The organism is Serratia sp. B501, assembly GCF_051172315.1.
GTDB lineage: Bacteria > Pseudomonadota > Gammaproteobacteria > Enterobacterales > Enterobacteriaceae > Serratia > Serratia ureilytica.
On sequence record NZ_JBPIZB010000008.1, the window covers coordinates 73,120 to 95,740 of the forward strand.

Below are 22,621 nucleotides of genomic sequence, written 5' to 3' on the forward strand. Positions count from 1 at the left end.
ATAATTCACGTTGCCGTTAGTTAAATAAAAAGGCCAATAACCCCGTCACCTTATTCTTATTTTCCCATCCCTCCAATTTCATGCAGGCATTAACGTGTTCTTTTCTGCGCATTTCATTACGGTCCGAAGGAAAAACGACGCCGTGAGTATTGGGGATATCCGCACCGTTGATATTCATGGAGGAGAATACAGGCGAGCGGGTGTCTAAAGACAGGCTCACGGGATAGCGTTGTTCGGCTTCTTGTCGGCAGCTTGCTCTGGCGGCTTCAAGGGGTGTCGGAGCCGCCGTTTGCGCTTCCCACTTTTCCGGCGTGGCGCAGGAAGACATCATCAACGCGGTGGTGATAACGGCATATTTTCTCAACGTTAAAATCCCTTTTCAAAAAAATCCCGCCTATTCTACCCAACCCCTCAAACAGGGGGAGCGTTATTCACGTTTAACGCCTCCGGCGACACGCACGGCTATTTATGCGGTGTGGCCCGCCGGAAAACCGGGCGGGCCGTTATGGCGCATTAACCGAGGATCTCCTTGGCGAGTATTTCAAACAGCGTATCGATCTCATCAAGGGTGTTGTAGTGCATCATGCCGATGCGCAGCACGCCGCCGTCCTGCAGCCCCAGTTGCTGAATCAGGCCCAGCGCATAGAAATGTCCGCTGCCGGCGCAGATGTTGTGGTGCCCCAGCCGTCGGGCGATCGCGTCGGGCGCCTGGCCGCTGAAGGTCAGGGCGAAGGTCGGCGTGCGGCGTGCGCTGTCCGCCTGCGGATTGCCGTAGAGCCGCACGCCGTCGAGTTGCTGCAGCCGTTGCAAAAAGTGGCGGCACAGCGCCTCTTCATGCCGGTGGTAGGCGGCGAAGCTCTCCTGCAAGCGCTGCCTTAACGGCGCGCCGGGCGTGCCCCACTGCGCCAAATACTCGATAGCGGCCGCGACGCCGGCCAGCGCTTCGAAGCTCTGCGTGCCGGTCTCGAAACGGCCGGGGCCGACGTCAGTGGCCGGCTCGACTTTGTACGGCCGCAGGCGCTGCAGCCACTGCGGCGCGATGTAGGCCATGCCGACGTGCGGGCCAAAGAATTTGTAGGCAGAGCACACCAGGAAGTCACATCCCAACGCCTGCACGTCGATAAAGTTATGCGGCGCGTAATGAACGGCGTCGACATACACCTGCGCGCCCACCCGATGCGCGGCTTCAACGATGGTTTTGATATCGACGATGCTGCCGGTGACGTTGGACGCGTAGCTGACCGCCACCAGACGCGTGTTGGCGTTGATGCGCGCGCACACTTTTGCCGCGTCGAGAGAACAATCGGCGTTCTCCAGCGCTATCTGATGCACCACGGCGCCTTTGTCGGCGGCGGCCTGCTGCCAGCTGGAGACGTTGGCGTAGTGATCCAGCGCGGTGACGATGACCTCATCGCCGTCCCGCCAATCGCGACTGATGATGCGGCTGAGATGAAAGGTCAGCGTGGTCATGTTCATGCCGAAGACGATGTTGTCGGGCGACGGCGCATTTAACAAGGCGCGCACCGATTCGCGCGCCTGGCCCATCACCTCGCCGGTAACCCGGCTGGAGAAGTAGTGCCCGCCCAGGTTGGCGTTGTACTTCCCCAGATAGTCGGTCATTTTTTCCAGCACGCCCCGGGAAACTTGCGCACCGCCGGGGCCATCGAAAAAGATCGCCGGTTTGCCGTCGATCTGCCGGGACAGGGCGCTGAACTGGCGTCGGGCGAGCTCGGGGGTAAAGGTCATGCTTTCTCTCCCCGAGCGGTGAGGACGAAGAGATCCAGATAGCCTTCTTCATTCGGGCTTACGGTATTGATCGGCGTGGCGTTGTGCCACAGTTTGCTGTCCGCCAACAGCACGGCTTCACCGTCGGCCAGCGCTTTTTTGAAGAAAGGATCGTGGCGGCTGTCGTCGTACAGCATGATTTCGCCGCCGACGATATTGTGGCGGTGAATGGCGATCATCGCGATATGGTCGAAACCGTCCTGGTGAATGCCTTCCGGCGCCACCAGGGTATCTTTTTGGATGGCGACCACGCGCATCTGGTGGATCTCTATCTCGGCGCCTTCCGGCAGTTCGTTATTTTCGGCAAACAGGTTGCACATCTCCGCCATGCCGGCGCTCTGCAGCACGGCGCTGTCGATAGGCTCGAAGCGGCGCACCACGTTGCCCTGGAAATGGTTGATCTGATCCGACTGCATGAAGGTGCGCGGCCCCACTTCGGCGATGTTGGGGTTGAGGTATTTCACGACGGAATAACGGCGCAGGCGATATTTGCCGTCGGCATGTTGCGTGTGGGGCAAGGAAGAAAATGAGGGCATCAGCTCTTGGGTGGCTTGCGGGCTTAGTACAGTCATACTTATTACGTTTTCGTGTTTCTGTAACATAATCACCTCTAATAATAATAATTTCTGATGTTGTAGGGGGTAATTCGATTGAATTGTAGACGACTCTATAACCAACGCAATGTGGGGTTGGCGAGGTGTGATGGCGGTCGTAAAGTGGGGTGAACGCGAAGAGATAAAGTGGCGAAAAGTCGGCTGGTGCGGCGGTGAAACGGTGCGGCATCTTGCCCGCACCGGCAGGTATCAAGCGATGGGCGCGCGGCCCTCGTGTTCAGAATGTCTCGAAATAAAGCTCGCGCAACAGCCAGGAGATTTCGTTATTGGTGCGGTTCAGGACGTCTATTCTGTGAACCCCTATCGCTTCTGCGCGCAGGTCGAGCAGCAGGTTGCGAATCTGCCGGAATAACGGGGTTTGCGGGTTGGGTTTGGCCAACTGCTGTCCACACAGTTTGATACCGGCGTCGCAGCCGGTGGCGATGTCCGTCAGGCAGCACGGGCAAGCGGTTTTTTGGCGCGCCATATTGCGGCATTGTTGCCCGATTACCTGGTTGAAGTGGCGTAATTGCAGGCAGACTTCCCGCGAGTTCAACGGTTTGGAATGGGTTGTCATCGGTTTCAGCTCCCTTGTCTTCGCCTATATTGGCACTTACCGATGAAGATAACCACGGACAAGCTGAGGGGGTATCGCCTTGTTTTGTTTGCAAATGGGGAGGGGATGGCGGCCCGCCGTCGGCGGGCCGTTACGATCAGGCGCGTTTAAACAGATTCGCCGCCTGGAACAGGGCAAAGGAACTGACCAGCATCTCGATGCCGACGATCGCCGTCACCAGCGTCACCGACGCCGCCGGGCCTGAGCCGATCAGCATCCAGGCGATGATCAAATCGAGCACGCCGATGACGAACTGCAGCCAGTTGCCCGGCAGGCCTCGGCGCATATAGCCTGCCGCCAGGCGCGCGATGCCGCCGAGCGCAAACAGCACGGCGAGGTAGACCGCCAGCGCCAGAATGCCCGCCAGCGGGCTGGTGATGAACACATAGCCGATAATCAGGTAGGCCACGCCCAGCAGAATGCCGCCGATCATCGGCCAGGTATTCTGCGCCCGGTTGGCTATCATGGCGATAATCAGCCCGGCGCCGCTCAACAGCAGCAGGATGCCCACTACGATGCTCAGCGCTGCGCCGGAGGCGAAAGGATTCACCAGGCACAGTATGCCGCCCGCCAGCAGCAGGAAGGCGATGATCAGCAGGGTGGTGCGTTGCTTTTTGAGCAGATCTTCGCTCAGGAGGGGCAGATTATTGCGGTCGAGGTTCAACATGACAGTACTCCATTTCGTCGTTGGGTAATTAATCAGTCATCCTTACCTGTTTAGCATAGACCGTCTGGGGGTTTTTGACTGACCCGGCGCAAATGTTACACTGTGCGGCTGACGCGTATCAGAACCGAAAGACGATTGGGGACAGGATTTGAGCACAGGAAGCAAGCTGGCAAGGTGGCGCCGCATCGCGGTGTGTCTGACATTGGGGCTGCTGTTGGCCGGGTGTTCGGGTAAAAACACCTACAACCGCGACTACGACAAACTGCCGAAGGGCAGCTACACCGGCAAGTCCTACACCGTCAAACGGGGCGATACGCTGTACTACATCGCCTGGATCACCGACAGCGAAGTCGGCGATCTGGCCAGAATCAACAAGATACGCCCGCCCTATAATCTGGAAGTGGGGCAAAAACTGCGGCTGAGCGGCGGCGCACCGACCAAAACCGCCGCTACGCGCCGTAAAACATCCTCGTCTTCCGCCGCGATCGCCAAGCAAACGCCGCCGCCGGGCGCCGCACGTTGCTGGCGCTGGCCGACCAGCGGCCGGATCGTGCAGGCGTACTCCAATGCCGATGGCGGCAACAAGGGCATCGACATCGCCGGTAAACGCGGCCAGCCGATCTATGCTTCCGCCAAGGGCAAAGTGGTGTACGTCGGCAACCAATTGCGCGGCTACGGCAACCTGATCATGATTAAGCACGGCGAAGACTTTATTACCGCCTATGCGCACAACGACACCACGCTGGTGCGCAACGGCCAGGATGTGAAAGCGGGGCAGAAGATTGGCACCATGGGCAGCACCGGCACCGATTCGGTGTTCCTGCATTTCCAGATCCGCTACCGCGCCACCGCGCTCGATCCGCAGCGCTATCTGCCGCCGCAGGGATCGTCGCCGTCCTGTTAACGTCAATCCGGCTCCTTGCGGGGCCGGATGTCAGCTATTTCAGCGGCAGATAAAGATCGGTCACCAGTTCATATTCCGCTACCTCGTGCACGAAGTTGTGGTAGTGGAAATAGAGCGGAAAGTCGCGCAGCTCCTCGCCGCTGGCCGGCAACCACTCGCTGTAGAGATAGCGGGCGCTTTCCGAGAGCCCATCCAGCGATCCGAGATGGCGCAGCACCGCGCAGCGTCCGGCCGGCAGCATGCTGTTCACCACGCCGAAGGCGTTGTCCTCCGGGATCGGCGCCGTGACCTCCCCGCAGAGGTAGAAGCGGAAGTCCTGCGCTTCGGTGGTGGCCGGATCGTGCGGCGCGATGCCGTACGTGCGGCTGCTTCTGACCGGCGACAGGCCGCTGGTTTTACGCCACTCGATAAAGCGCGCGGCGGTTTCATTGACCAGCGCGGACGGGCCGCGATGTTCGAGCATCGCCACCGGCGTGGCCGGGCAGTCGACAATGTCTACCTTCATGGGGTGTTTCCTTCTGTGTTTCGGTTCGGGAAAGCGCTGCTGCCAATCGATCCAGGCCGGCTGTTTGCGAAACTGGCTCGGCGTTTGGCTGAACGCCTGTTTGAAGGCGCGGCTGAAGGACTCCGGGTTTTGAAAGCCGGCGTCCAGCGCGATGTCAATCACCGGCTCCAGCGGGTTATACGCCAGGCGGTAAGAGGCGCGTTTAAGCCTCATCCACTGGATATAACGCCACACCGAGATGCCGCAATACGCGCTAAACTGGCGTTGAAAGTGAAAGCGCGAAAAATGGGCCACTTCGCTCAGCTTGTCGACGGTAAGCGCCTCGTCCAGGTGGCGGTCGATATAGTCAAAGACCTGCGCAAAGCGCTTTGCATACGTCTGGGTCATGTGATTGTCTCCTCCATGCCTGAACTTTGCCCGAGTCGCCGCCGCTTCTCCTGACGGATGATGCTGAGTTGCCATCGCAGGAAAACGGAATGGCTGCGGCGTTCGCCGCCGGCCAGGCCAAACTCATAACCCCCGCGCGGCCATGCGCCGCGAGCCCGACCGAGAAGATGAATATTACATGATGGATCGTTCCCGCTTGCTGAAATTCCTGCTGCCCTATCTGTGGCCGAAAGACAACCCGCGGCTGCGGGGGTATTTGGTGGTGGCCTTCGTGTTCATGGTGGCGGCCAAGGTCAGCACCACGCTGGTGCCGCTGGCCTACAAAGCGATGGTCGATGCGCTGAGCGGCGAGACGGCGAAAATGCTGGCGGTGCCGCTGGGGCTGATCGTCGCCTACGGCGTGGCGCGGGTGGGCGGCGCGCTGTTTGAGGAACTGCGCAACGTGATGTTTATCCACGTCAGCCAGAACGCCACGCGCCTGTTGGGCGTGCGGGTGTTTCGCCAGCTGCATGCGCTGAGCCTGCGCTTCCATCTGGAGCGCCAGACCGGCGGGCTGTCGCTGTCTATCGAGCGCGGCACCCAGGCGGTGTCCACGGTGCTGTCGCGATTGTTGTTCTCCATCGTGCCGATCCTGTTCGAGCTGACGCTGGTCACGGCGATCATGTGGCATATGCTGAACGGCTGGTTCGCGTTGGCGATCCTGACCACGGTCGGCTGCTACATCCTGTTCACCGTGCTGGCGGTGAGCTGGCGCACCCGCTTTCGCCGCGAGCTCAACAAGGCCAACGCCGACGCCAACAGCAAATCCATCGACAGCCTGCTGAACTATGAGACCGTGAAGTACTTCGGCAATGAAGCGTTCGAGGCTGAGCGCTTCGATCTGTCGCGCCGGCTATACGAATACGCCGCCATCAAGAACCAATTCAGTTTTACCGCGATCAACCTGGGGCAAACCGCCATTATCTCGATCGGGCTGATCGTCATGATGGCCATGGCGGCGCAGGGTATTACGCAGGGGACGATGACGGTCGGCGACTTCGTGCTGGTCAACGCCTACCTGCTGCAGCTGTACCAGCCGCTGAACTTCTTCGGCTTTATCTACTCGGAGGTGCGCCAGGCGCTGATCGACATGGAGAACATGTTCGATCTGCTGCAGGAAAAGCGTGAGATCGTCGATAGCCCGGATGCGCAGCCGCTGCGCCTCGACCGCGGCGAAGTGCGGTTCGACGCGGTCAGCTTCGGTTACGACACGCGCCGGCCGATCCTCAAGCAGGTGAGTTTTACCATTCAGGCGGGCCACACGGTGGCGGTGGTCGGCGCCTCCGGCGCGGGCAAGTCCACGCTGTCGCGCCTGCTGTTTCGCTTTTACGACGTGCAGGGCGGCGCCATTACCCTCGACGGCCAGGACATTCGTCAACTGACCCAGGCCAGCCTGCGACAGGCGATCGGCATCGTGCCGCAGGATACGGTGCTGTTCAACGATACGCTGCGCTACAACATCGGCTATGGCAAAACCGGCTCCAGCGATGAAGAAATCGAGCGTGCGGCGCGGCTGGCGCATATCCATGATTTTATCGTCGGTCTGCCCGACGGTTACGACACCCGGGTGGGCGAGCGCGGGCTGAAGCTGTCGGGCGGTGAAAAGCAGCGGGTGGCGATCGCGCGCACCATCCTGAAAAATCCGGCCATCCTGGTGTTCGACGAGGCGACCAGCGCGCTGGATACCCAGACCGAGCGCGAAATCCAGGGGCACCTGCGCGAGGTGAGCCGCAACCACACCACGTTGGTGATCGCCCATCGGCTCTCCACCGTGGTGGACGCCGATGAGATCATCGTGCTGGAGGCAGGGGAGATCGTCGAGCGCGGGGGGCATGAGGCGCTGTTGGCGGCGAACGGCCGCTACGCCGCCATGTGGCAAACCCAGTACAGCGAAGAGCAGGAACCGCGCTGACGCTGCCGTTCACACCATCGATGGCGCGGCCTTGAGCCGTTGTATCACGTAGTCGCAGGCGATGCGGTAATCCTGTTGCAGATCGGTGTCATCCCCGGCCAGGCTGCCGCGCAGCCAGAGCCCATCGATCATCGCCGCCAGCCCGCGCGCCGCGTCGCGCGCCTGCTGCAGCGGCAGCTCGCGGCGGAACTGGCTGCATATATTGGAATAGAGCCGCCGATCGTTGGCGCGCTGCAGGCGGCGCAGCACCGGCTGGTGCATGCTGGCGGCCCAGAAGTCGAGCCAGGCGCGCATGGAAATGGCGTTGGTTTGACTGGGGTGGAAGTTGCCCTGAATGATGGCGCACAGCTGCGACTGGCTGTCGCTCGCCGCCTGAGCGCGGCACTCGGCCACCGCGTCGCGCAGATCGCGCAGGATCTTGCGCATGGTCGCGCTCAACAATCCCTCCTTATCGCCAAAATAGTGGCTGACGATGCCGGTCGACAGCCCGGCTTCTTTCGCCACCTGCGACAGGGTGACGCCGGCCAACCCCACCACGCTGATGGTTTCGAAGGCGGCGTTAATCAACTGCTCCTTGCGCTGCTCAGGAATGTCTCTGCGGTACATATTTTCCCCAACTGATAGGCAAATCACACTTTGAATTTGATTGATTGAACGGTCAATCAATACTCTATATGCTGCGAAAATGTCAAATAAATGACGATAAAATGTTAATCAAAAGTTGCATTTAAATCGTCTGTCTTTCGCATCATGGAAGCCTGCCAATGACAATAAAAACTCCTCCATCGCTTGACGAAGAACCTGTCAGATTGAATGTCCCGGTATTTTTCGGCTCAGCCGCGGTGATCTTGCTGCTGGGGGCGCTGATTGTGCTGTTTCCCGCCGCCAGCAAACAGTGGCTGAATGTCGCGCAAAGTTGGGTGGCCGACGTGTTCGGCTGGTATTACATGCTGTTGATGGTCGCCTGTATGGTGTTCGTGTTCTGGCTGGCGCTGTCGCGCTTTGGCCATATTCGCCTCAGCCAGGATGATGAGCCGCCGCAGTTTAGCTATCCCTCCTGGGTGGCGATGCTGTTCTCGTCGGGCATCGGCATTGCGCTGGTGTATTACGGCGCCTATGAGCCGTTGGATCACTTCCTGTCGCCACCGGAAGGCGACGGCGGCAGCGTACAGGCGGCGCGGCAGGCGATGGCGCTGACCTTTTTACACTGGGGGCTGCACGGTTGGGCGCTGTATGCGTTGATCGCCACCGCGCTCGCCTATTTCGCCTATTGTCGCGGTTTGCCGCTGGCGCTGCGTTCCGCGCTGTACCCGATCTTCGGCGAGCGCATCCACGGCGGCGTTGGCCATCTGGTGGACAGCTTCGGCATTCTGGTGACGGTTATCTCGATGGTGACCAACCTGGGGATCGGCGCGCTGTTGGTGAACTCGGGGCTGTTCTACCTGTTCGATATCCCGCAAAGCACCGGCGTGCTGCTGGCGCTGATCGTGGTGATGATGGTGGTGGCCACGCTGGCGGCGGTCACCGGCGTCGAGAAGGGCATTGCCATGCTGTCGAACATCAACGTCGGCTTCCTGTGCCTGCTGTTGCTGTTCGTGTTTCTGGCCGGCCCGACGCTGAACCTGCTCAACGGCATGTTGCAGAACATTGGGGATTATCTGACCTCGCTCGTCAGCCGCAGCTTCGATATGTATCTGTACGGCAAGGCGCGCCAATGGCAGGGCGCCTGGACGCTGTTCTATTGGGCCTGGTGGGTGGCGTGGGCGCCGTTTGTCGGGCTGTTTATCGCGCGTATTTCCAAAGGGCGCACGATCCGTGAACTGATCTTCGGCGTGTTGTTGATCCCGCTGGGGTTCACGCTGGCGTGGCTGTCGATCTTCGGCAATACCGCCATCAGTCTGGTGCTGGAGGGCGGGCAAGCGATTCTGGGGCAGGTGGCGCAAAGCGATCCGCCGATGGCGGTGTTCAAGCTGTTCGAATACCTGCCCTATACCCAGCTGACCGCCGGTTTTGTGGTGGTGATAAGCTTCGTGCTGTTCCTGACGCCGGTCGATTCCGGCACGCTGATGATAGCGAATCTGTCCTGCCAGGGCGGTTCCGCCCACGATGACGCGCCGGCCTGGCTCCGGGTGTTCTGGGCGGCGGTCACCACGCTGGTGTGCGCCGGGCTGCTGTACGCCGGCAGTTTCAGCGCGATGCAGACTGCCGTGGTGCTGTGCGGCTTGCCTTTCTCGGCGGTGATCGTGCTGTACATGCTCAGCCTGCGCAAGGATCTGCGCGGCTACGCCATGAAGCCGGCGCTCCCCTGAGGCGGCTTATTCGTCCGCGCGCGGCCGATGATGCACGTATTCGATAATCGTGCCGTCCGGCAGGCGCGCATTGAAACAGGCGCCGGTGGGCACTTCCACCGGGCCAAAGAAGATATCGGCGCCGGCGGCCTGTAGCCGCTGGTGGTAGGGATAAATGTCATCGACCAGCAACGTGCCGACGGTGCTGCGAAAAGGACGCAGGTTTTCTTCCGAGCCTTCCAGGATCAGAAATGGCCCCACCGCCGCCAGCACCAGCCGATGCTCGGGGAAGTCGAAACGCATATCCGCTTTCACGCCGTGCAGCTGCTCGTAAAACGCGATGGCGCGGTCAATCTCGCCTTCGTCGACGTAGACTCGGATCAGCACGCGCGGCTCGCGCAGCGATGAAGAGTCGGCGGTTTTGCGCCAAAAGCCTGCTTCTGTCAGTTTTGCCGTCATTGCTCATTCCTCATGGTGGCTCGTTTCCTTGTCATCATGCCGCCGTTTGACGACAGGGATTAGACCGAGTTGTTATGAACCAGCAGCGGCGGAAATAAAAAAGCCCCGGTAACGGGGCAAAGTCCAGCTCAGGTCGGAATAGCGGGCTAAAGCGGGCGTCAGGCGCGATGGAATTCCGGCAACACCCATTGGCCGATCTCCTGCATCGTCTCTTCCAGCGGCCGCTGGTTGCGGCGAAAATGCAGGCCGATGTGATTGACCCCGGCGTCACGCATGGCGCTCAGTTCCTGAATCAATCCATTGCGGCCGCTCTTGATGCCGAAGCGATGGCGCTGAATCGGCGCGTCGGCGTTATCGGTGAGGTCGAGATGAATAAAGCTGACGTAGGGCTTGTCATCGGCTACGTTGCGCCAGAGTTTGACCCGCGAAACGTGGTCCGCAGGCGTGCCGGGATACGACAGCCAGCCATCCATATTTTTCCCCACCCACTCGGGCGTTTGTTGCGCCAGCCCGGCGACCAGCAGTGGCGGCGGCGGCGTGGCCGGCAGCAGGCGCAATCCCGGTTGCAGTGCGCTGTCGGCTTCCCCTTTGAGAATGCCGACGCTGGCGCGGAAGCTTTCACCGCGCGCGGCGTAATCGGCGCCGAACAGCGGGTACTCCACGGGGCGATCGCCGCTGGCGACGCCGAGCAACAGACGATCGCCGCTCAGCGTTTGCAGCGTGGAAGCCGCTTTGCGCACCAGCCACGGCTGTCGCAGCGGCAGAACCACGGCCGCGGTACCGAGCAGAATATTGCGCGTCAGGCTGGACAGGTAGCCGAGGTAGGTAAAGGTCTCAAACACCTGCGCGGCGTCGCCGAAGTCCGGATCATACAGCGGCACGTCGCGAACCCAGGCGGCGCGAAAGCCGAGCTCATCGGCCAGCTTGATGCGCGCAGCGTGTTCGCTCATGTCCGGCACGCCGAACGGCCGCCCGTCCTGCTGGCGTTTCAGCTGCCCGCTGGTGGACCAATCGTTGTCCAGCGGCAACTCGATGCCGATGGAAAGCGGCTCCCGGGTTAATTTTTCGATGCTCATGTGTCACTCCGTCTCAGGCCTTGCGGCGCGGTGTCGAACGATGGCACGAAGTGTTGCATGGCGCTTAATTGAGATAAACAGCCCTAATCGCAATAGATAATTGCTGTTGCGAGCATAATTGCTTTGCAGGATACGGCATATTTGTCGTGATTTACGTCACGCTCTGCGCTTTTGTTATTGTCCAGACGGGGTTATATAACCCCGCCGTTGGCCTTTCCCTCGTAAGAGTTAGTTTTTTCTGCGGCCTTAAAATAAAACGAGATGATTCAATAGATAAAAATGGCTCTGAAGCGCGAGCGGCGATCATTCAATGCCGATGAAAAATTAATAAGCCTGAAGCGTCATCGATGGGATTATTCGCAAATAACGCGCAAACAGGTTTTTTTTAATCGCAAGAAAGTACCGGACATTATTTTATATGTATCAAGAACAGAAGGATAAATAACCTGAAGGTGATAATGCGATATTGAAATAGTACCCGTTCAGAATTTCATTTGTCTCTCGAAGAGCGCCGGTTGACAGACCGCCGGCTTGCGATAATTTTATGTCATTAACATGTTAATGAGTTGTTGTCGTGACGGAGGGCCAATTTCTCTCTTGGCCGAGCGCTTAACACACTTATGCCATGGCGGGTCGCCATTCATAAGTTAACTTATGGACAAATGACGCTATGAATACATCGCCAGCGGCACGCAGAGCATTAAGTGAAGAGAACCGGTTGCTGATTATTTTGTTTTTCGTGTTCGGCTGCGTGTTCGTCGATCGTCTGACCATCTCGTTTCTGTTTCCGATGATTGCCGCCGACCTCAAGCTCAGCAACGTGCATCTCGGCACGCTGTCGGCGGTGTTGGCGCTAACCTGGGCGCTGTCCGGCGCTGGGTTGGGGGCGATAGCCGATCGCTTTAATATCCGTAAGCCGATGCTGATCCTGTCCATCTTGGTGTTTTCGCTGTTCTCCGCGCTGTCGGGGCTGGTCAGCGGGTTTGCCATGTTATTGATCTTCCGGGCGCTGATGGGGATTGCTGAGGGGCCGGTATTGCCGATCGCGCAGTCGTTGATGGTGGAAAGATCGCAGCCGCAGCGCCGCGGTTTCAACATGGGATTGATCCAGGGCGCGGCGCCGGGGCTGTTGGGCGGCATCATCGCGCCGCCGCTGATCATCTATCTGGCGCAGAAGTGGGGATGGAGCATGGCGTTTCACCTGACCGCCGTGCCGGGCATTATTCTGGCGTGGCTGATCTATCGCTATGTGAACGGCAAAAAGGATCCCGCTTTCAGCGCCGCGCCGGCGGCCGGTAAGCCGGCGGGCAAGGCCGCTTACGGCGAGCTGTTCAAAATCAAGAACGTGGCGCTGTGCATTCTGATCTCCTGCGTGTTCGTCACCTGGTTCATGATCATCATAACCTTCACCCCTAACTTTTTGGTGACCGACCGTGGCTTCGGTGAAGGCACGATGGGCGGCATCATGAGCGCCATCGGCGCCGCCTGGGTCTTCTGGGGCGTGGCGGTACCGGCGATCTCCGATCGCCTCGGGCGCAAACCGACGCTGATTTTCTTTTCGCTGCTGGCGGTGTGCTGCCCGCTGTTCCTGAGCTACGTCGCCAATCCGTGGCTGCTGGGCGTGCTGGTGTCCCTGTCTTATACCGGCCTTGGCTGTTTCACGCTGTTTATGGCCACCATCCCGTCGGAAACGGTGTCGCCGGCGCGCATCGCCACCGCGTTGGGGCTGGTGATGGGGATCGGCGAGGTGATTGGCGGCTGCCTGGCACCGTTTATCGCCGGGCTGATCGCCGATCGCTACGGCCTGGTCAGCGTAATGTGGCTGGCGGCCGCCGGTGCCGTGTGCGCCGGGGTACTGAGTTGTTTTCTCGATGAAACCGCCCCTGCTGTGGTGAACCGCCGAGCGGTGAAGCCGGCGGGCGTCACCGACGTTTGAGACGAGTTTTATCCCATTCAATCAAGGAGAGCGAAGATGTCAGCAGAATCATCCGTACTGAATCAAAATGCCGAGCCGGACTGGAAGAATTACGACGATTTCGCGCGCGGCATCGATACCAACCGGTTGCCGGGTACCCAGGACTGGCGCGGCAAAACGCTGCAGATCGCCTTTGAAGACGGCGGGGACATCACGCTGCGTTTCAGCGCCGACCGGCAACGGGTGCTGTGGGCCTGGGGAGGGGAGAGCGGTGAGGACGCTTACGAAGAGGTGCAAACCTCCGCCGCGCGCTATTTCTTCAATATTCCGCTGCAGTCGCCGGGCAACGAATGCCTGACGCTGGTGCTCAACCGCGACAGCGGCCGGGCGCTGCTGGTGCGCAGCACGCTGTTGCCCGAACAAACGGTGGAAAAGGGATCCCGCCTCAAGCAAAGCTTCCACGTTGGGCTGATTGCCGGCGTCACGCCGGGCGGCATCGCGCCGCATTTGACCCGCGAGCTGATCGGTTATCGCACGCTGAATGTTTACAGCCCCAACCATTACTATGAGCACTTCTACGTCAACACCGAGCGTTACGCCTGGCAAAACCTGCGCGGCGAGCAGTTCGGGCACGGCGACATGGATTACGCCACTTACTACAAGTTTGAGGACGAGATGTTCCTGTTCACCTTCCGGGAAAAGATTATCCCGGTGTGCTCGGTGTTCTTCTTCGACTTTATCTCCGGGCGCTGCACCGGCACCTTCCTCGGGTTGGACGCCGCCGGCCGGGTGTTGGTGTCACCGGCCGGGGCCTTCATCAGCAAGATGAGCTACAACGCTTATCCGGATGGCGTGCAGCCGCTGTGAGTCAGGCGTTTCTGACCAGCGATCCGGCGTTGATCTCCGCAATGGTTTTCGCGCCGGTGAGCGTCATGGCGACGCGCATTTCCTTGTCGATCAGATCCAGCAAGTTAGCCACCCCGGCTTCGCCGGCCGCCGCCAGCGCATAGACGAAGGCGCGCCCCAGCAGCACGCTGTCGGCGCCCAGCGCGATCATGCGCACCACGTCCAGGCCGCTGCGGATGCCGGAATCGGCCAGTAAGGTAATGTCGCCTTTCACCGCGTCGGCGATCGCCGGCATGGCGCGCGCGGTCGACAGCACGCCGTCCAGCTGGCGGCCGCCGTGGTTGGAGACGATGATGCCGTCGGCGCCGAAGCGCACTGCGTCTTTGGCGTCTTCCGGATCCAGAATGCCTTTGATGATCATCGGGCCGTCCCAGAATTCGCGGATCCACTCCAGATCTTTCCAGGAAATCGACGGATCGAAGTTGGCGCCCAGCCAGCCGATGTAGTCTTCCAGGCTGGTCGGTTTGCCGCGGTAGGCCGAGACGTTGCCCAGATCGTGCGGCTTGCCGAACAGGCCGACATCCCAGGCCCACTGCGGATGGGTAAACGCCTGCAGCACGCGGCGCAGGGCGGCGTTGGGGCCGCTCATCCCCGAGTGGGCGTCGCGGTAACGGGCGCCGGGCACCGGCATGTCGACGGTGAACACCAGCGTTTTCACGCCGGCGGCTTTGGCGCGTTCCAGCGCGTTGCGCATAAAGCCGCGGTCTTTCAGCACGTAGAGCTGGAACCACATCGGCCGATCGATCGCCGGGGCCACCTCTTCGATGGGGCAGACCGACACGGTGGACAGCGTGAACGGAATGCCTTTTTTGGCCGCGGCGCGCGCGGCCTGCACTTCGCCGCGGCGGGCGTACATGCCGGTCAGCCCCACCGGCCCCAGCGCCACCGGCATCGCCAACTGCTCGCCGAACAGCGTGGTCTCCAGGCTGAGTTCGGACATATTGCGCAGCACGCGCTGGCGCAAGGCAATATCGGCCAGATCTGCGGTATTGCGCTTCAGCGTATGCTCCGCGTAGGCCCCGCCGTCGATGTAGTGAAACAGAAACGGCGGCAGTTTGGCCTGGGCGGCGGCCCGGTAGTCGGTTGACGCGGAGATGATCATAGTGTTTACCTTCTTGTCTTCTTGCAAATAACGAGTTGTCAGTCAGAGCGAGAGGATCGCCGCCATAGCGGCCGCGATCCCGCCGTACGCCAGCATCGGCAGCGCGGTCTTTCTGATGATTTTGCCTTCGGCGTTGCCGATCCCGAGGATCGAACAGACGGCGATAATGTTGTTCAGGCACACCATGTTGCCCATGGCGCCGCCGACGGACTGCAAGGCCAGCGTCAGATTGACGTCAACGCCGCTGCTCTGGGCGATCGACTGCTGAATGCCGCCGAAGGTCAGGTTCGAGACGGTATTGGAACCGGAGAAGAACGAGCCCAGCGCGCCGAGGAACGACGAGAACAGCAGCCAGCTCTCGCCGGTCAGCGCCGCCAGCGCTTTACCGATCAGGATCACCGGCGCGTTGTCGCCGCCCTGCATCATCAGGTTGACCATCACCAGCGCGCCGAACAGCGCGATAAAGGGCCGCGCGATGCGCCCGCCGGTTTCGCTGAACATTTGCCGCACCTGGCCGCCATTCAGACGGAACAGAGGAATACACAGCAGCACCACCAGCAGGAACGGGATCAGCGCCGGGACATACAGCGTTTTGTAGCCGGCGGCGGCGGAGGTGCCCAGCACCTGCTGCAGTTCGACGATCAGCGCTTGGCTGATGCGCAGCTCCCCGAGCCAGCCGAGGTTTTCCTGCCACAGCAGCGCGGTGTTGTTGAGCAGCGCCTTCAGGCCCAGCTGGTGGACGCGCGTCACTATCAGAATAGCAATCAGCAGCAGGGTCGGGGTCATGGCCTTGACCACCTGCAAGAACGGCACCGCCTGCCCGGCGCTCTGCGATTTGTCGCTGCGGGTGAGGCCGATGCCGCCGCGTGCCAACAGCACCGACAGCGCCAGGCCGATCGCGCCGCCGACCAGCGCCGGGAATTCATAGTTCACCTGGGCCAGCAGCAGATAGGGGACGGTGCAGCTCAGCACGCTGAGCAAGATAAACGGCAGGTTGCGGCGAATATCCTGCCAGGAAACGATAAAGCGCAGCGCCAGCAGCGGAATGACGAAGCCGGCGACAACGTGGATCAGCGCGGTTTGCCGGCCGATCTCCAGCAGGCTGGCGTCCGACAGGCCGAGATTGGCGAAGCCGAACCAGGTGGGGGTGCCCACGGCGCCGAAGGAAACCGGCACCGAATTCATCACCAGCGTCAGCAGGGCGACGCGCAGCGGGTTGAAGCCCAGCCCGACCAGAATCGGCGCGGCGATGGCGGCCGGGGTGCCGAAGCCGCTGGCGCCCTCGATCATAAAGGCGAACGCCCAGCCGATAATCATCAATTGAGCCACCGGGTTGGGGCTAACGGTTTCCAACCAGCGGCGCACCACGTTTTCCGCACCGCTTACCTGCATCAGTTTGTTGAGCAGAATGGCGCCGGCGATGATGGTGATCGGCGTCAGCGTCGAGACCAGCGCGGTGATGATATTGGCATGCAGTAGCCGCAGTGAGGCATCGAACCACCAGAGCTGTACGGCATATACCACGACGGCCGTCAGCGGCAGGGCCAGATAAGAGGGCACGCCATTCCTTTTGGTCATCATCCATATCAGCAGGACGATGGGCGCAATACTGAAAAGCAGGGGCATAAAATCCTCGGGTTATTATTTTTATGGGCAGAGATATGTAACTGAAAGGTTAATTACCGCAACATTTTCATTCTAATCACAACGTTGGCGATGATGCCACGCGATAATTTTTTAACATCGGCGAATGGCGTCGGCGGTAGGAAAAATGCGGGCTGTTGAGGCTTAATTAAATTGGTTTAAAATCAATTGGATGGGTTTTTATGTTGTGTAATGAATGCGCTGGATCACATTAATTAGGCGTTAATGTTCACGAGTTCATGTCCAAAAATGCGGTAATCCACGCGGTACTTTACGACGCGTGGAAATAATCAGGAGTGGAAACTTAAAAGTAGTGGCTGATATTTTGGTAGGAACCGATGATATGTTCGATCAGCAGGCGGGTTTTTAACGGCAGATTGCGGGTATAAGGATAGACGGCGTAAATGCCCAATACCTTGCCGCAATGACCGGCCAGGATCTCCGTCAGCTTGCCGTCCTGCAAATCTTCATACACCATGCAGCGCGGCACCATGGCGATGCCGTGGCCGCCGATCACCGCTTTGCGGATCGCCCGCGCATTGTTGGCCGACAGGTTGCCGTCAACCTGCAGCTCGTAGATTTCGTTGCGCCCTGGCCGTTTCATCAGCCAGTTGGCGGTGCCGCTCTCCTGATAGGTATAGGTCAGGCAGTTATGGCCGAGCAGGTCTTCGGCATGGCGCGGTTCCGGATGGCTCTCCAGATAGCCAGGCGAACAGACGATCACCCAGCGGGAATCGAAGATTGGCCGGGCTATCAGGCTCGAATCCGGCATAGTGCCAGTGCGGATCGCCAGATCGATGCCTTCTTCCACCAGATCGACGAAGCGGTTTTCCAGCCGCATCTCGACCTTCAGGCTGGGGTGCTGAGCGCAAAACTCCGCCACGCTCTCGCTCAGCAGCAGCTCACCCGAAATGGTCGGCACCGACATGCGAATTGTGCCGGTCAGCTCTTCGCTCTTTTCGCTGACGGCGTACAGCGCTTCCTGCACTTTGGCGCCGATTTCCTTGGCCTGCTGGTAGAGCGCCTGGCCGCTTTCGGTCAGCGTCAGGCTGCGGGTAGTGCGGTACATCAGCCGGGCGCCGAGCGATTTTTCCAACCGCCCGATGCGTTTGCTGACCACCGAACTGGTGATGCCGGCGCTCTCCGCTGCCTTGCTGAACGAGCCACAGTCGACAATCAGGGCAAACAGAATCAGGTCGTTGGCGTATTCGTGAGTCGCGAGCATGGGCATCCTAAGAGTGAGAATCCTGTTGCCCAGTGTAAGTCCGGCGCGGCAGGAAGCAATCTTTTCAGCCTGTTTCCAGCGCCGGCTAACTGGTCGGATCTGAATTTTTCTTGGTTAATTACCTCTTAAACTGAGAATTATCCTTCAAATAAATCATGGCTATTCCGGGGGAGGAATTAACTTTCATGTTTTTATAAGCGATTAAATTAGAATAATCCTTATATCAAACGTTACTTATTCCACTAATCCTGCGGTGTAGTGTAAATAATTGTATTGATCTGCTTGTGTGAGGGGGCTATTCTTTTTCTCGCGGCGCTCTCATTGTTATCAATTAAATGTTTTTCAATGTATTGAAGAATTACTCTGTCTTGCAGGCAGAGTGATGGGTAGTGTGTTTATATTTTAATATATATAAGGATATTGTAATGAAGAAAATCAATTTGTCTGAAGCGGAAAACATCGTCGGCGGTACTTTTGTATGCACCAAGGAATTTGCCTGGGTGGGCAGCGGCAATAACAGAACCTGCCAGTTGGTGAAAACCTGTGCGAATAAATTCGGTGGCGTTCAGAAGTTCTATTACCCAGCGCCAGTGGCGAGCTGCCCGAGCAACCCAACCACGCCAAGCTAATGTGCGTGACCACCCGCATCTAGAATAGCGGTGGACAGGCGGGCAGCGTTCGCGTTGTTCCGCCTGATATCGGGCGAAAAAGCCGTTTTTACGTCCTCATTATTTACGGTGTTCACTCTTTTTTACGCGTTCACTCTATCGGGTGAACATGAGTTTATGCGCAGGATGCGTCCATTATGTACAAACGTCCCTTGCTTTTTATCAGCTACACGCTCGTTATTATTTGTGCCTCTTCTTTTTTGACCGCGCTTTATTTTCAGCACTATGTCATAAAGCCGCCGGAGGCGGAAAGCTTGAGTTTTATTTCTCCGGAAAAAATAGAACAAAGCCCGTTGCAAGACGATAATGCCATTGTCGAAGTCTTCTCTTACGCCTGCCACTATTGTGAAGTCAACGAGAGCGGCGTAGCCGAGCTGGAAAAACGCTTACCGGCGGGGGCCAAATTGGTGCGCCTGCATCTCAGCGACGACGATCACGCCGGCATGGCGGCCTTTGCGCCCCTTTTCGCCACTCTGACGGTCATGGGGATCGAGGCGCAGCATCGTCCCGCCGCTTACCGCGCCATTATCAAAGAAAACCTCAACCTGGCGGACGAAAAGCAGCTCAGCGCCTGGCTGATGGCCAACGGCATCGACGAGGCCACCTATCAGCAAACCAGAGATTCAGAGCGGGTCAAGGAGTTGTTGGCGTATATGACGGCGGTGAGCCGTTATTACCAGGTCAACGCGACCCCCAGCTTTATCGTTAATCGCAAATGGCTGGCGCTGCAAGACCGCGAGTTTTCCGCTTTCAGCCAGCAACTGCTATCGCTGTTGCAGCACGATAAACCGCTGGTCCCCTGATGCGTCTGCTCGCGGTTCGGGGATATTTGGCCTGGCGCAACGGCCTGGACGCCGTGGCCCGCTTGTCGGCTGCCGGTGCCGGGATGGGCAACCGCCTGACGTGTGCCCTGCTGAGGCGCGTGGATTATCGCCTGTGGCTGGAGGTGCGCCGGCGATTGAGGGGAAGCAGACCGCAACGTCGTTTTCGCCACCGGCATGCGGTAGCACGGGCGAACCGCCAAAGCCTGTTGGGTGAGGGAAAGCTGGACTTCGCCTGGCTGATGCAACGGCGGCAATGGCTGGATGTCGCGGCGGTCTATGCCCGCAATACGGCGTTGATGAATCATTTGGCTGACTGTTCTGCGCAGCTTGACCAGGTCGTGGCACCGCTGCATCGCGCGGGTGTGCCGGTAGTGCTGGCGCCGATGCATACGGTCTCCGACGTATTGGCGACGCTGGTCGGCGCGGGCGTTTATCCCGGCCGGGCTACGGTGATCGTTTCCGGTGATGCGCAGGAGTTCGTGCGGCGGGCGCCGGAAGGTGAATGGCGGCAGCGGCTCGACTATTGTTCGATTCACGACGATCCGCGCCAAATCGCCGGCGCCTTGTCGCAGGCGATGCTGGAAGCGGCGGAGCATCGGCGCAATATCATCCTCTTCCCGGACATCACGCCGGATTACACCCTGAACAGCAATCAGGATCCAGCGGCCAAGCTGGCCTGCCATCTGTTCGGCCGGCCGGCGCATCTGCACAGCGGCATCGTTCGGCTGTCCCGGGCGTTGCGGGCTCAGGTGGTGTTCTATTCGCTTTATTTCGATCGCGGCGTTCGCATTCGCATAGAAGAACCGATTGCCACAGAGCAGGTCGGCCGCGCCTTGCCGGAGATCGTCGAGCGCACCCTGCGGCGGCATGCGGATGATTGGCTGCTGTGGCATTCGCACTCTTTATTTTTTATCAATGATTAAGTCAGGGATATCACTACGCATGGAAAACACCCTCCCTACGCCGGTCTTGCAGAGCGAAATCAATGAATGCGGGCTGGCCTGCATTGCCATGCTGGCGGAAACGCAGGGCGTTCGCGCGCCATTGACGGAGCTGCGGGAGCGTTACCCCGCTTCGCAACACGGCACTTCGCTGGCGACGCTGTGCGCCATTTTAGGGGAGCTGGCGTTGCCGGCTTATCCGGTGGCGTTCGAGCACCGGGATCTGGCGGCGCTGCCTTTACCGGCGATTCTGCATTATGGCGCGGGCCACTATGTACTGCTGGCATATCGTCAGGGCGGTTACGTGTGCGTAATGAATCCGGCATTGGGGCAACAGCTGCTGCCGTACGCCGCTCTGAAAGCGGAAATCAGCGGCTACGCATTGGTGCTCGATCGCGACGATTTACCGTCCACCACCCCCGCCGTGCGGAGCCACCGACGCGGTGCTTTCGCCAGTTTAAGCCTGAAGGATACCGCCGGCATCGCCGGCATTTATCGCCTGGCGGCGATGACGTTTCTTATCTCGCTGACGCTGTTCATCATGCCGATGATGGTCGCCAGCGCGATCAATCAGGTGTTCGCCATGGCCGGTGAGGTCGCGTTTCCTTACGCCTACTATCTGCTGGCGTTTGTGGCATCCACGGCGCTGGCCCTGATGGCGCGCATCATCACCGAGCGCTTTATCAAGAACTTCGTGTTGCTGCACGGCGCCGCCGGGTTTTCCCGCCTGCTGGAAAATTCGCTGAATTTCTTCAGCAAGCGCGCGCCCGGCGAGATTTTCAGTCGTTTCACCAGCTGGCAGATGGCCGCCGGCCAGAAAATCGAGCTGGATAACGGCCTGCGCACCGACTGGATCATCGGTGCTATCGCGCTGGCGGTGATGGGCTATTTGAGCCCAATGTTGGCGCTGGTGCCGATTGCCGGCGTACTGCTGATGGGGGCGATCAGCGTTTGGGCCATTTATCGCGATCGCCACTTCACCCAGCAGCTGCAGGTGAGAGGGGCGGCGCAGAATGATTTTATTCTGGAAACCATTCAGGGGTTTTCGACCATCAAGTCCGCCGGGCTCGCCGGCCAGCGGCAAGAGGGCTTTGCCGAGCATGCCCGTTCGCTGTTCAACTGCCTGCAGCGGCAAAAAGTCTATGAGCAGGTCAAGGGCAGCATTTATCAACTGATTGGCAGCCTGGAAATGGTGGTGTTCATGCTGCTGGCGCTGCCGCTGCTAAAGGGTGGCGAACTCAGTCTGGGGGCATTCTTCGCCTACAGCTTTCTGCGCGAAATTTTTACCTCTTACACCAGCAAGATCTTTTTTGCCGTCCTGCAGAAAAACCAACTGCACGTGATCGATGAGCGCGCGCGGGATCTGTTTCCTGCCGTATCTCTGCGTACCGGGTCTGGCGACGAAAGCGTGAACCATTTTGATGTGCAGTTGGCGTATCGGGGGGTGAGCTTCGCGTACGACGCCGGCCAACCGGTTTTGCGCGACCTGTCGCTGACGCTGGAACGGGGCGAGTGTATCGCCATCTGCGGCGGTTCCGGCGCGGGCAAGAGCACCTTGCTGAAGGTGCTCGCCTGTCTGTTGACGCCGCAGCGGGGGGAACTGACGCTGGATGGCCGCGTGCTGGCTAACGCCGCCGCGCAGCGGCTGTTCTTCCTGCAAAGCCAGGAGGACATTCTGTTCAATGCCTCGGTGTTGCAAAACATCACGCTGTTCGCCCCGTCGGCGCCGGGCCAGCAGAGACAAGTGGAACAGGCGCTATGCAGTTTGGGGCTGGCGGATGCGGTGGCGCAGCTGCCCGGGGGCGTGAACGCTCTGGTGCGAGAGAGCCATGCCGGGTTGTCGCTGGGGCAACGGCAGCGTCTGTTGCTGGCGCGTGCCATGTACAGCCGTTGCCCGGTGTTGGTGCTGGATGAACCGACGGCGAATCTGGATGAAAAAACCGCTGCGGCGGTGATGTCGGCTTTGGTAGCGCATTGCCGTGAGAAGGGTAAAACCCTGGTGACCGTGACGCATAACCCGCGGCTGCTGCCGTTGTTTGATCGGGTGCTGCACTTGTCGCAGGGCCGGTTGTTGGCCGCCGTCGACACCAGGATGAATGACTGTGCTGAGGTGGAGTGACGTGCCCGGAAAGAAACGCTGGCGGCGTGTGGCGCTGGTGGCGATC

General features: G+C 59.6%; 21 protein-coding genes. 9 read left to right on the plus strand and 12 right to left on the minus strand.

Annotation, left to right across the window (positions count from 1 at the left end):
* Nucleotides 1–16 precede the first annotated feature (16 nt).
* The 5 genes from ACSBQV_RS20685 to ACSBQV_RS20705 form a co-directional block, all read right to left on the minus strand.
* Entirely contained in the window at nt 17–364 is a 348-nt protein-coding gene (locus ACSBQV_RS20685) for a hypothetical protein (protein WP_232094424.1), read from the minus strand.
* 149 nt (nt 365–513) lie between these two features.
* A complete protein-coding gene (locus ACSBQV_RS20690; RefSeq protein ID WP_099783422.1) occupies nt 514–1,746 on the minus strand; it encodes a cysteine desulfurase-like protein in 1,233 nt (410 codons plus the stop codon).
* Nucleotides 1,743–2,357: a 2OG-Fe dioxygenase family protein gene (locus tag ACSBQV_RS20695; protein ID WP_223524591.1), complete on the minus strand. Its 615-nt coding sequence runs from the start codon at nt 2,355–2,357 to the stop codon at nt 1,743–1,745. Before ACSBQV_RS20695 ends, ACSBQV_RS20690 begins: the two co-directional genes overlap by 4 nt.
* Nucleotides 2,358–2,616: 259 nt before the next feature.
* Complete coding sequence (locus ACSBQV_RS20700; RefSeq protein WP_033644790.1) at nt 2,617–2,955, minus strand: hypothetical protein; 339 nt, start codon at nt 2,953–2,955, stop codon at nt 2,617–2,619.
* Between the two features lie 136 nt (nt 2,956–3,091).
* Nucleotides 3,092–3,661 carry an HdeD family acid-resistance protein gene (locus tag ACSBQV_RS20705; protein ID WP_099783424.1) on the minus strand — a complete coding sequence of 190 codons (570 nt, stop codon included), beginning with the start codon at nt 3,659–3,661 and terminating at the stop codon, nt 3,092–3,094.
* Between the two features lie 148 nt (nt 3,662–3,809).
* On the opposite strand from ACSBQV_RS20705, the gene actS reads away from it, so the two are divergent.
* Nucleotides 3,810–4,565: an amidase activator ActS gene (gene actS, locus ACSBQV_RS20710; RefSeq protein ID WP_033644792.1), complete on the plus strand. Its 756-nt coding sequence runs from the start codon at nt 3,810–3,812 to the stop codon at nt 4,563–4,565.
* 34 nt (nt 4,566–4,599) lie between these two features.
* On the opposite strand, the gene ACSBQV_RS20715 is transcribed toward actS, so the two are convergent.
* On the minus strand, nt 4,600–5,457 hold the full coding sequence (locus ACSBQV_RS20715) for an AraC family transcriptional regulator (RefSeq protein WP_033652160.1): 858 nt from the start codon (nt 5,455–5,457) through the stop codon (nt 4,600–4,602).
* Nucleotides 5,458–5,638: 181 nt separating this feature from the next.
* Between ACSBQV_RS20715 and ACSBQV_RS20720 the strand changes: the two genes are divergently transcribed.
* Nucleotides 5,639–7,408, plus strand: coding sequence for an ABCB family ABC transporter ATP-binding protein/permease (locus ACSBQV_RS20720; RefSeq protein ID WP_099783526.1), 1,770 nt, complete (start codon nt 5,639–5,641; stop codon nt 7,406–7,408).
* Between the two features lie 9 nt (nt 7,409–7,417).
* Here ACSBQV_RS20720 and betI read toward each other — a convergent pair whose 3' ends face one another.
* On the minus strand, nt 7,418–8,014 hold the full coding sequence (gene betI, locus ACSBQV_RS20725; RefSeq protein WP_033644794.1) for a transcriptional regulator BetI: 597 nt from the start codon (nt 8,012–8,014) through the stop codon (nt 7,418–7,420).
* Between the two features lie 158 nt (nt 8,015–8,172).
* On the opposite strand from betI, the gene ACSBQV_RS20730 reads away from it, so the two are divergent.
* The gene (locus ACSBQV_RS20730; RefSeq protein ID WP_042785300.1) at nt 8,173–9,717 is read left to right on the plus strand and encodes a BCCT family transporter; all 1,545 of its coding nucleotides are present in this window, start codon (nt 8,173–8,175) and stop codon (nt 9,715–9,717) included.
* Between the two features lie 6 nt (nt 9,718–9,723).
* On the opposite strand, the gene ACSBQV_RS20735 is transcribed toward ACSBQV_RS20730, so the two are convergent.
* The gene (locus tag ACSBQV_RS20735) at nt 9,724–10,155 is read right to left on the minus strand and encodes a VOC family protein (protein WP_099783426.1); all 432 of its coding nucleotides are present in this window, start codon (nt 10,153–10,155) and stop codon (nt 9,724–9,726) included.
* Between the two features lie 158 nt (nt 10,156–10,313).
* Entirely contained in the window at nt 10,314–11,231 is a 918-nt protein-coding gene (locus ACSBQV_RS20740) for a TIGR03571 family LLM class oxidoreductase (RefSeq protein WP_099783428.1), read from the minus strand.
* Between the two features lie 670 nt (nt 11,232–11,901).
* Here ACSBQV_RS20740 and ACSBQV_RS20745 point away from each other — a divergent pair.
* Nucleotides 11,902–13,167, plus strand: coding sequence for an MFS transporter (locus ACSBQV_RS20745; protein ID WP_434991525.1), 1,266 nt, complete (start codon nt 11,902–11,904; stop codon nt 13,165–13,167).
* Between the two features lie 36 nt (nt 13,168–13,203).
* Nucleotides 13,204–14,013: a MoaF C-terminal domain-containing protein gene (locus ACSBQV_RS20750; RefSeq protein WP_060660288.1), complete on the plus strand. Its 810-nt coding sequence runs from the start codon at nt 13,204–13,206 to the stop codon at nt 14,011–14,013.
* 1 nt (nt 14,014) lies between these two features.
* Here ACSBQV_RS20750 and lldD read toward each other — a convergent pair whose 3' ends face one another.
* The 3 genes from lldD to ACSBQV_RS20765 all read right to left on the minus strand — a co-directional run bounded on the left by lldD (nt 14,015) and on the right by ACSBQV_RS20765 (nt 18,023).
* The gene (gene lldD, locus ACSBQV_RS20755) at nt 14,015–15,154 is read right to left on the minus strand and encodes an FMN-dependent L-lactate dehydrogenase LldD (protein WP_033632193.1); all 1,140 of its coding nucleotides are present in this window, start codon (nt 15,152–15,154) and stop codon (nt 14,015–14,017) included.
* 42 nt (nt 15,155–15,196) lie between these two features.
* The gene (locus ACSBQV_RS20760; RefSeq protein ID WP_099783432.1) at nt 15,197–16,780 is read right to left on the minus strand and encodes an L-lactate permease; all 1,584 of its coding nucleotides are present in this window, start codon (nt 16,778–16,780) and stop codon (nt 15,197–15,199) included.
* A gap of 322 nt (nt 16,781–17,102) precedes the next feature.
* Nucleotides 17,103–18,023, minus strand: coding sequence for a LysR family transcriptional regulator (locus ACSBQV_RS20765; protein ID WP_099783434.1), 921 nt, complete (start codon nt 18,021–18,023; stop codon nt 17,103–17,105).
* A 425-nt stretch (nt 18,024–18,448) separates the two neighbouring features.
* On the opposite strand from ACSBQV_RS20765, the gene ACSBQV_RS20770 reads away from it, so the two are divergent.
* The 4 genes from ACSBQV_RS20770 to ACSBQV_RS20785 all read left to right on the plus strand — a co-directional run bounded on the left by ACSBQV_RS20770 (nt 18,449) and on the right by ACSBQV_RS20785 (nt 22,575).
* Nucleotides 18,449–18,652: a DUF4762 family protein gene (locus ACSBQV_RS20770; RefSeq protein WP_055313389.1), complete on the plus strand. Its 204-nt coding sequence runs from the start codon at nt 18,449–18,451 to the stop codon at nt 18,650–18,652.
* A gap of 293 nt (nt 18,653–18,945) precedes the next feature.
* A complete protein-coding gene (locus tag ACSBQV_RS20775; protein WP_226886111.1) occupies nt 18,946–19,494 on the plus strand; it encodes a DsbA family protein in 549 nt (182 codons plus the stop codon).
* Nucleotides 19,494–20,438 carry an ABC transporter gene (locus tag ACSBQV_RS20780; RefSeq protein ID WP_099783438.1) on the plus strand — a complete coding sequence of 315 codons (945 nt, stop codon included), beginning with the start codon at nt 19,494–19,496 and terminating at the stop codon, nt 20,436–20,438. The genes ACSBQV_RS20775 and ACSBQV_RS20780 overlap by 1 nt, the downstream gene beginning before the upstream one ends.
* 19 nt (nt 20,439–20,457) lie before the next feature.
* On the plus strand, nt 20,458–22,575 hold the full coding sequence (locus ACSBQV_RS20785; protein WP_099783440.1) for a peptidase domain-containing ABC transporter: 2,118 nt from the start codon (nt 20,458–20,460) through the stop codon (nt 22,573–22,575).
* Nucleotides 22,576–22,621: the final 46 nt, after the last annotated feature.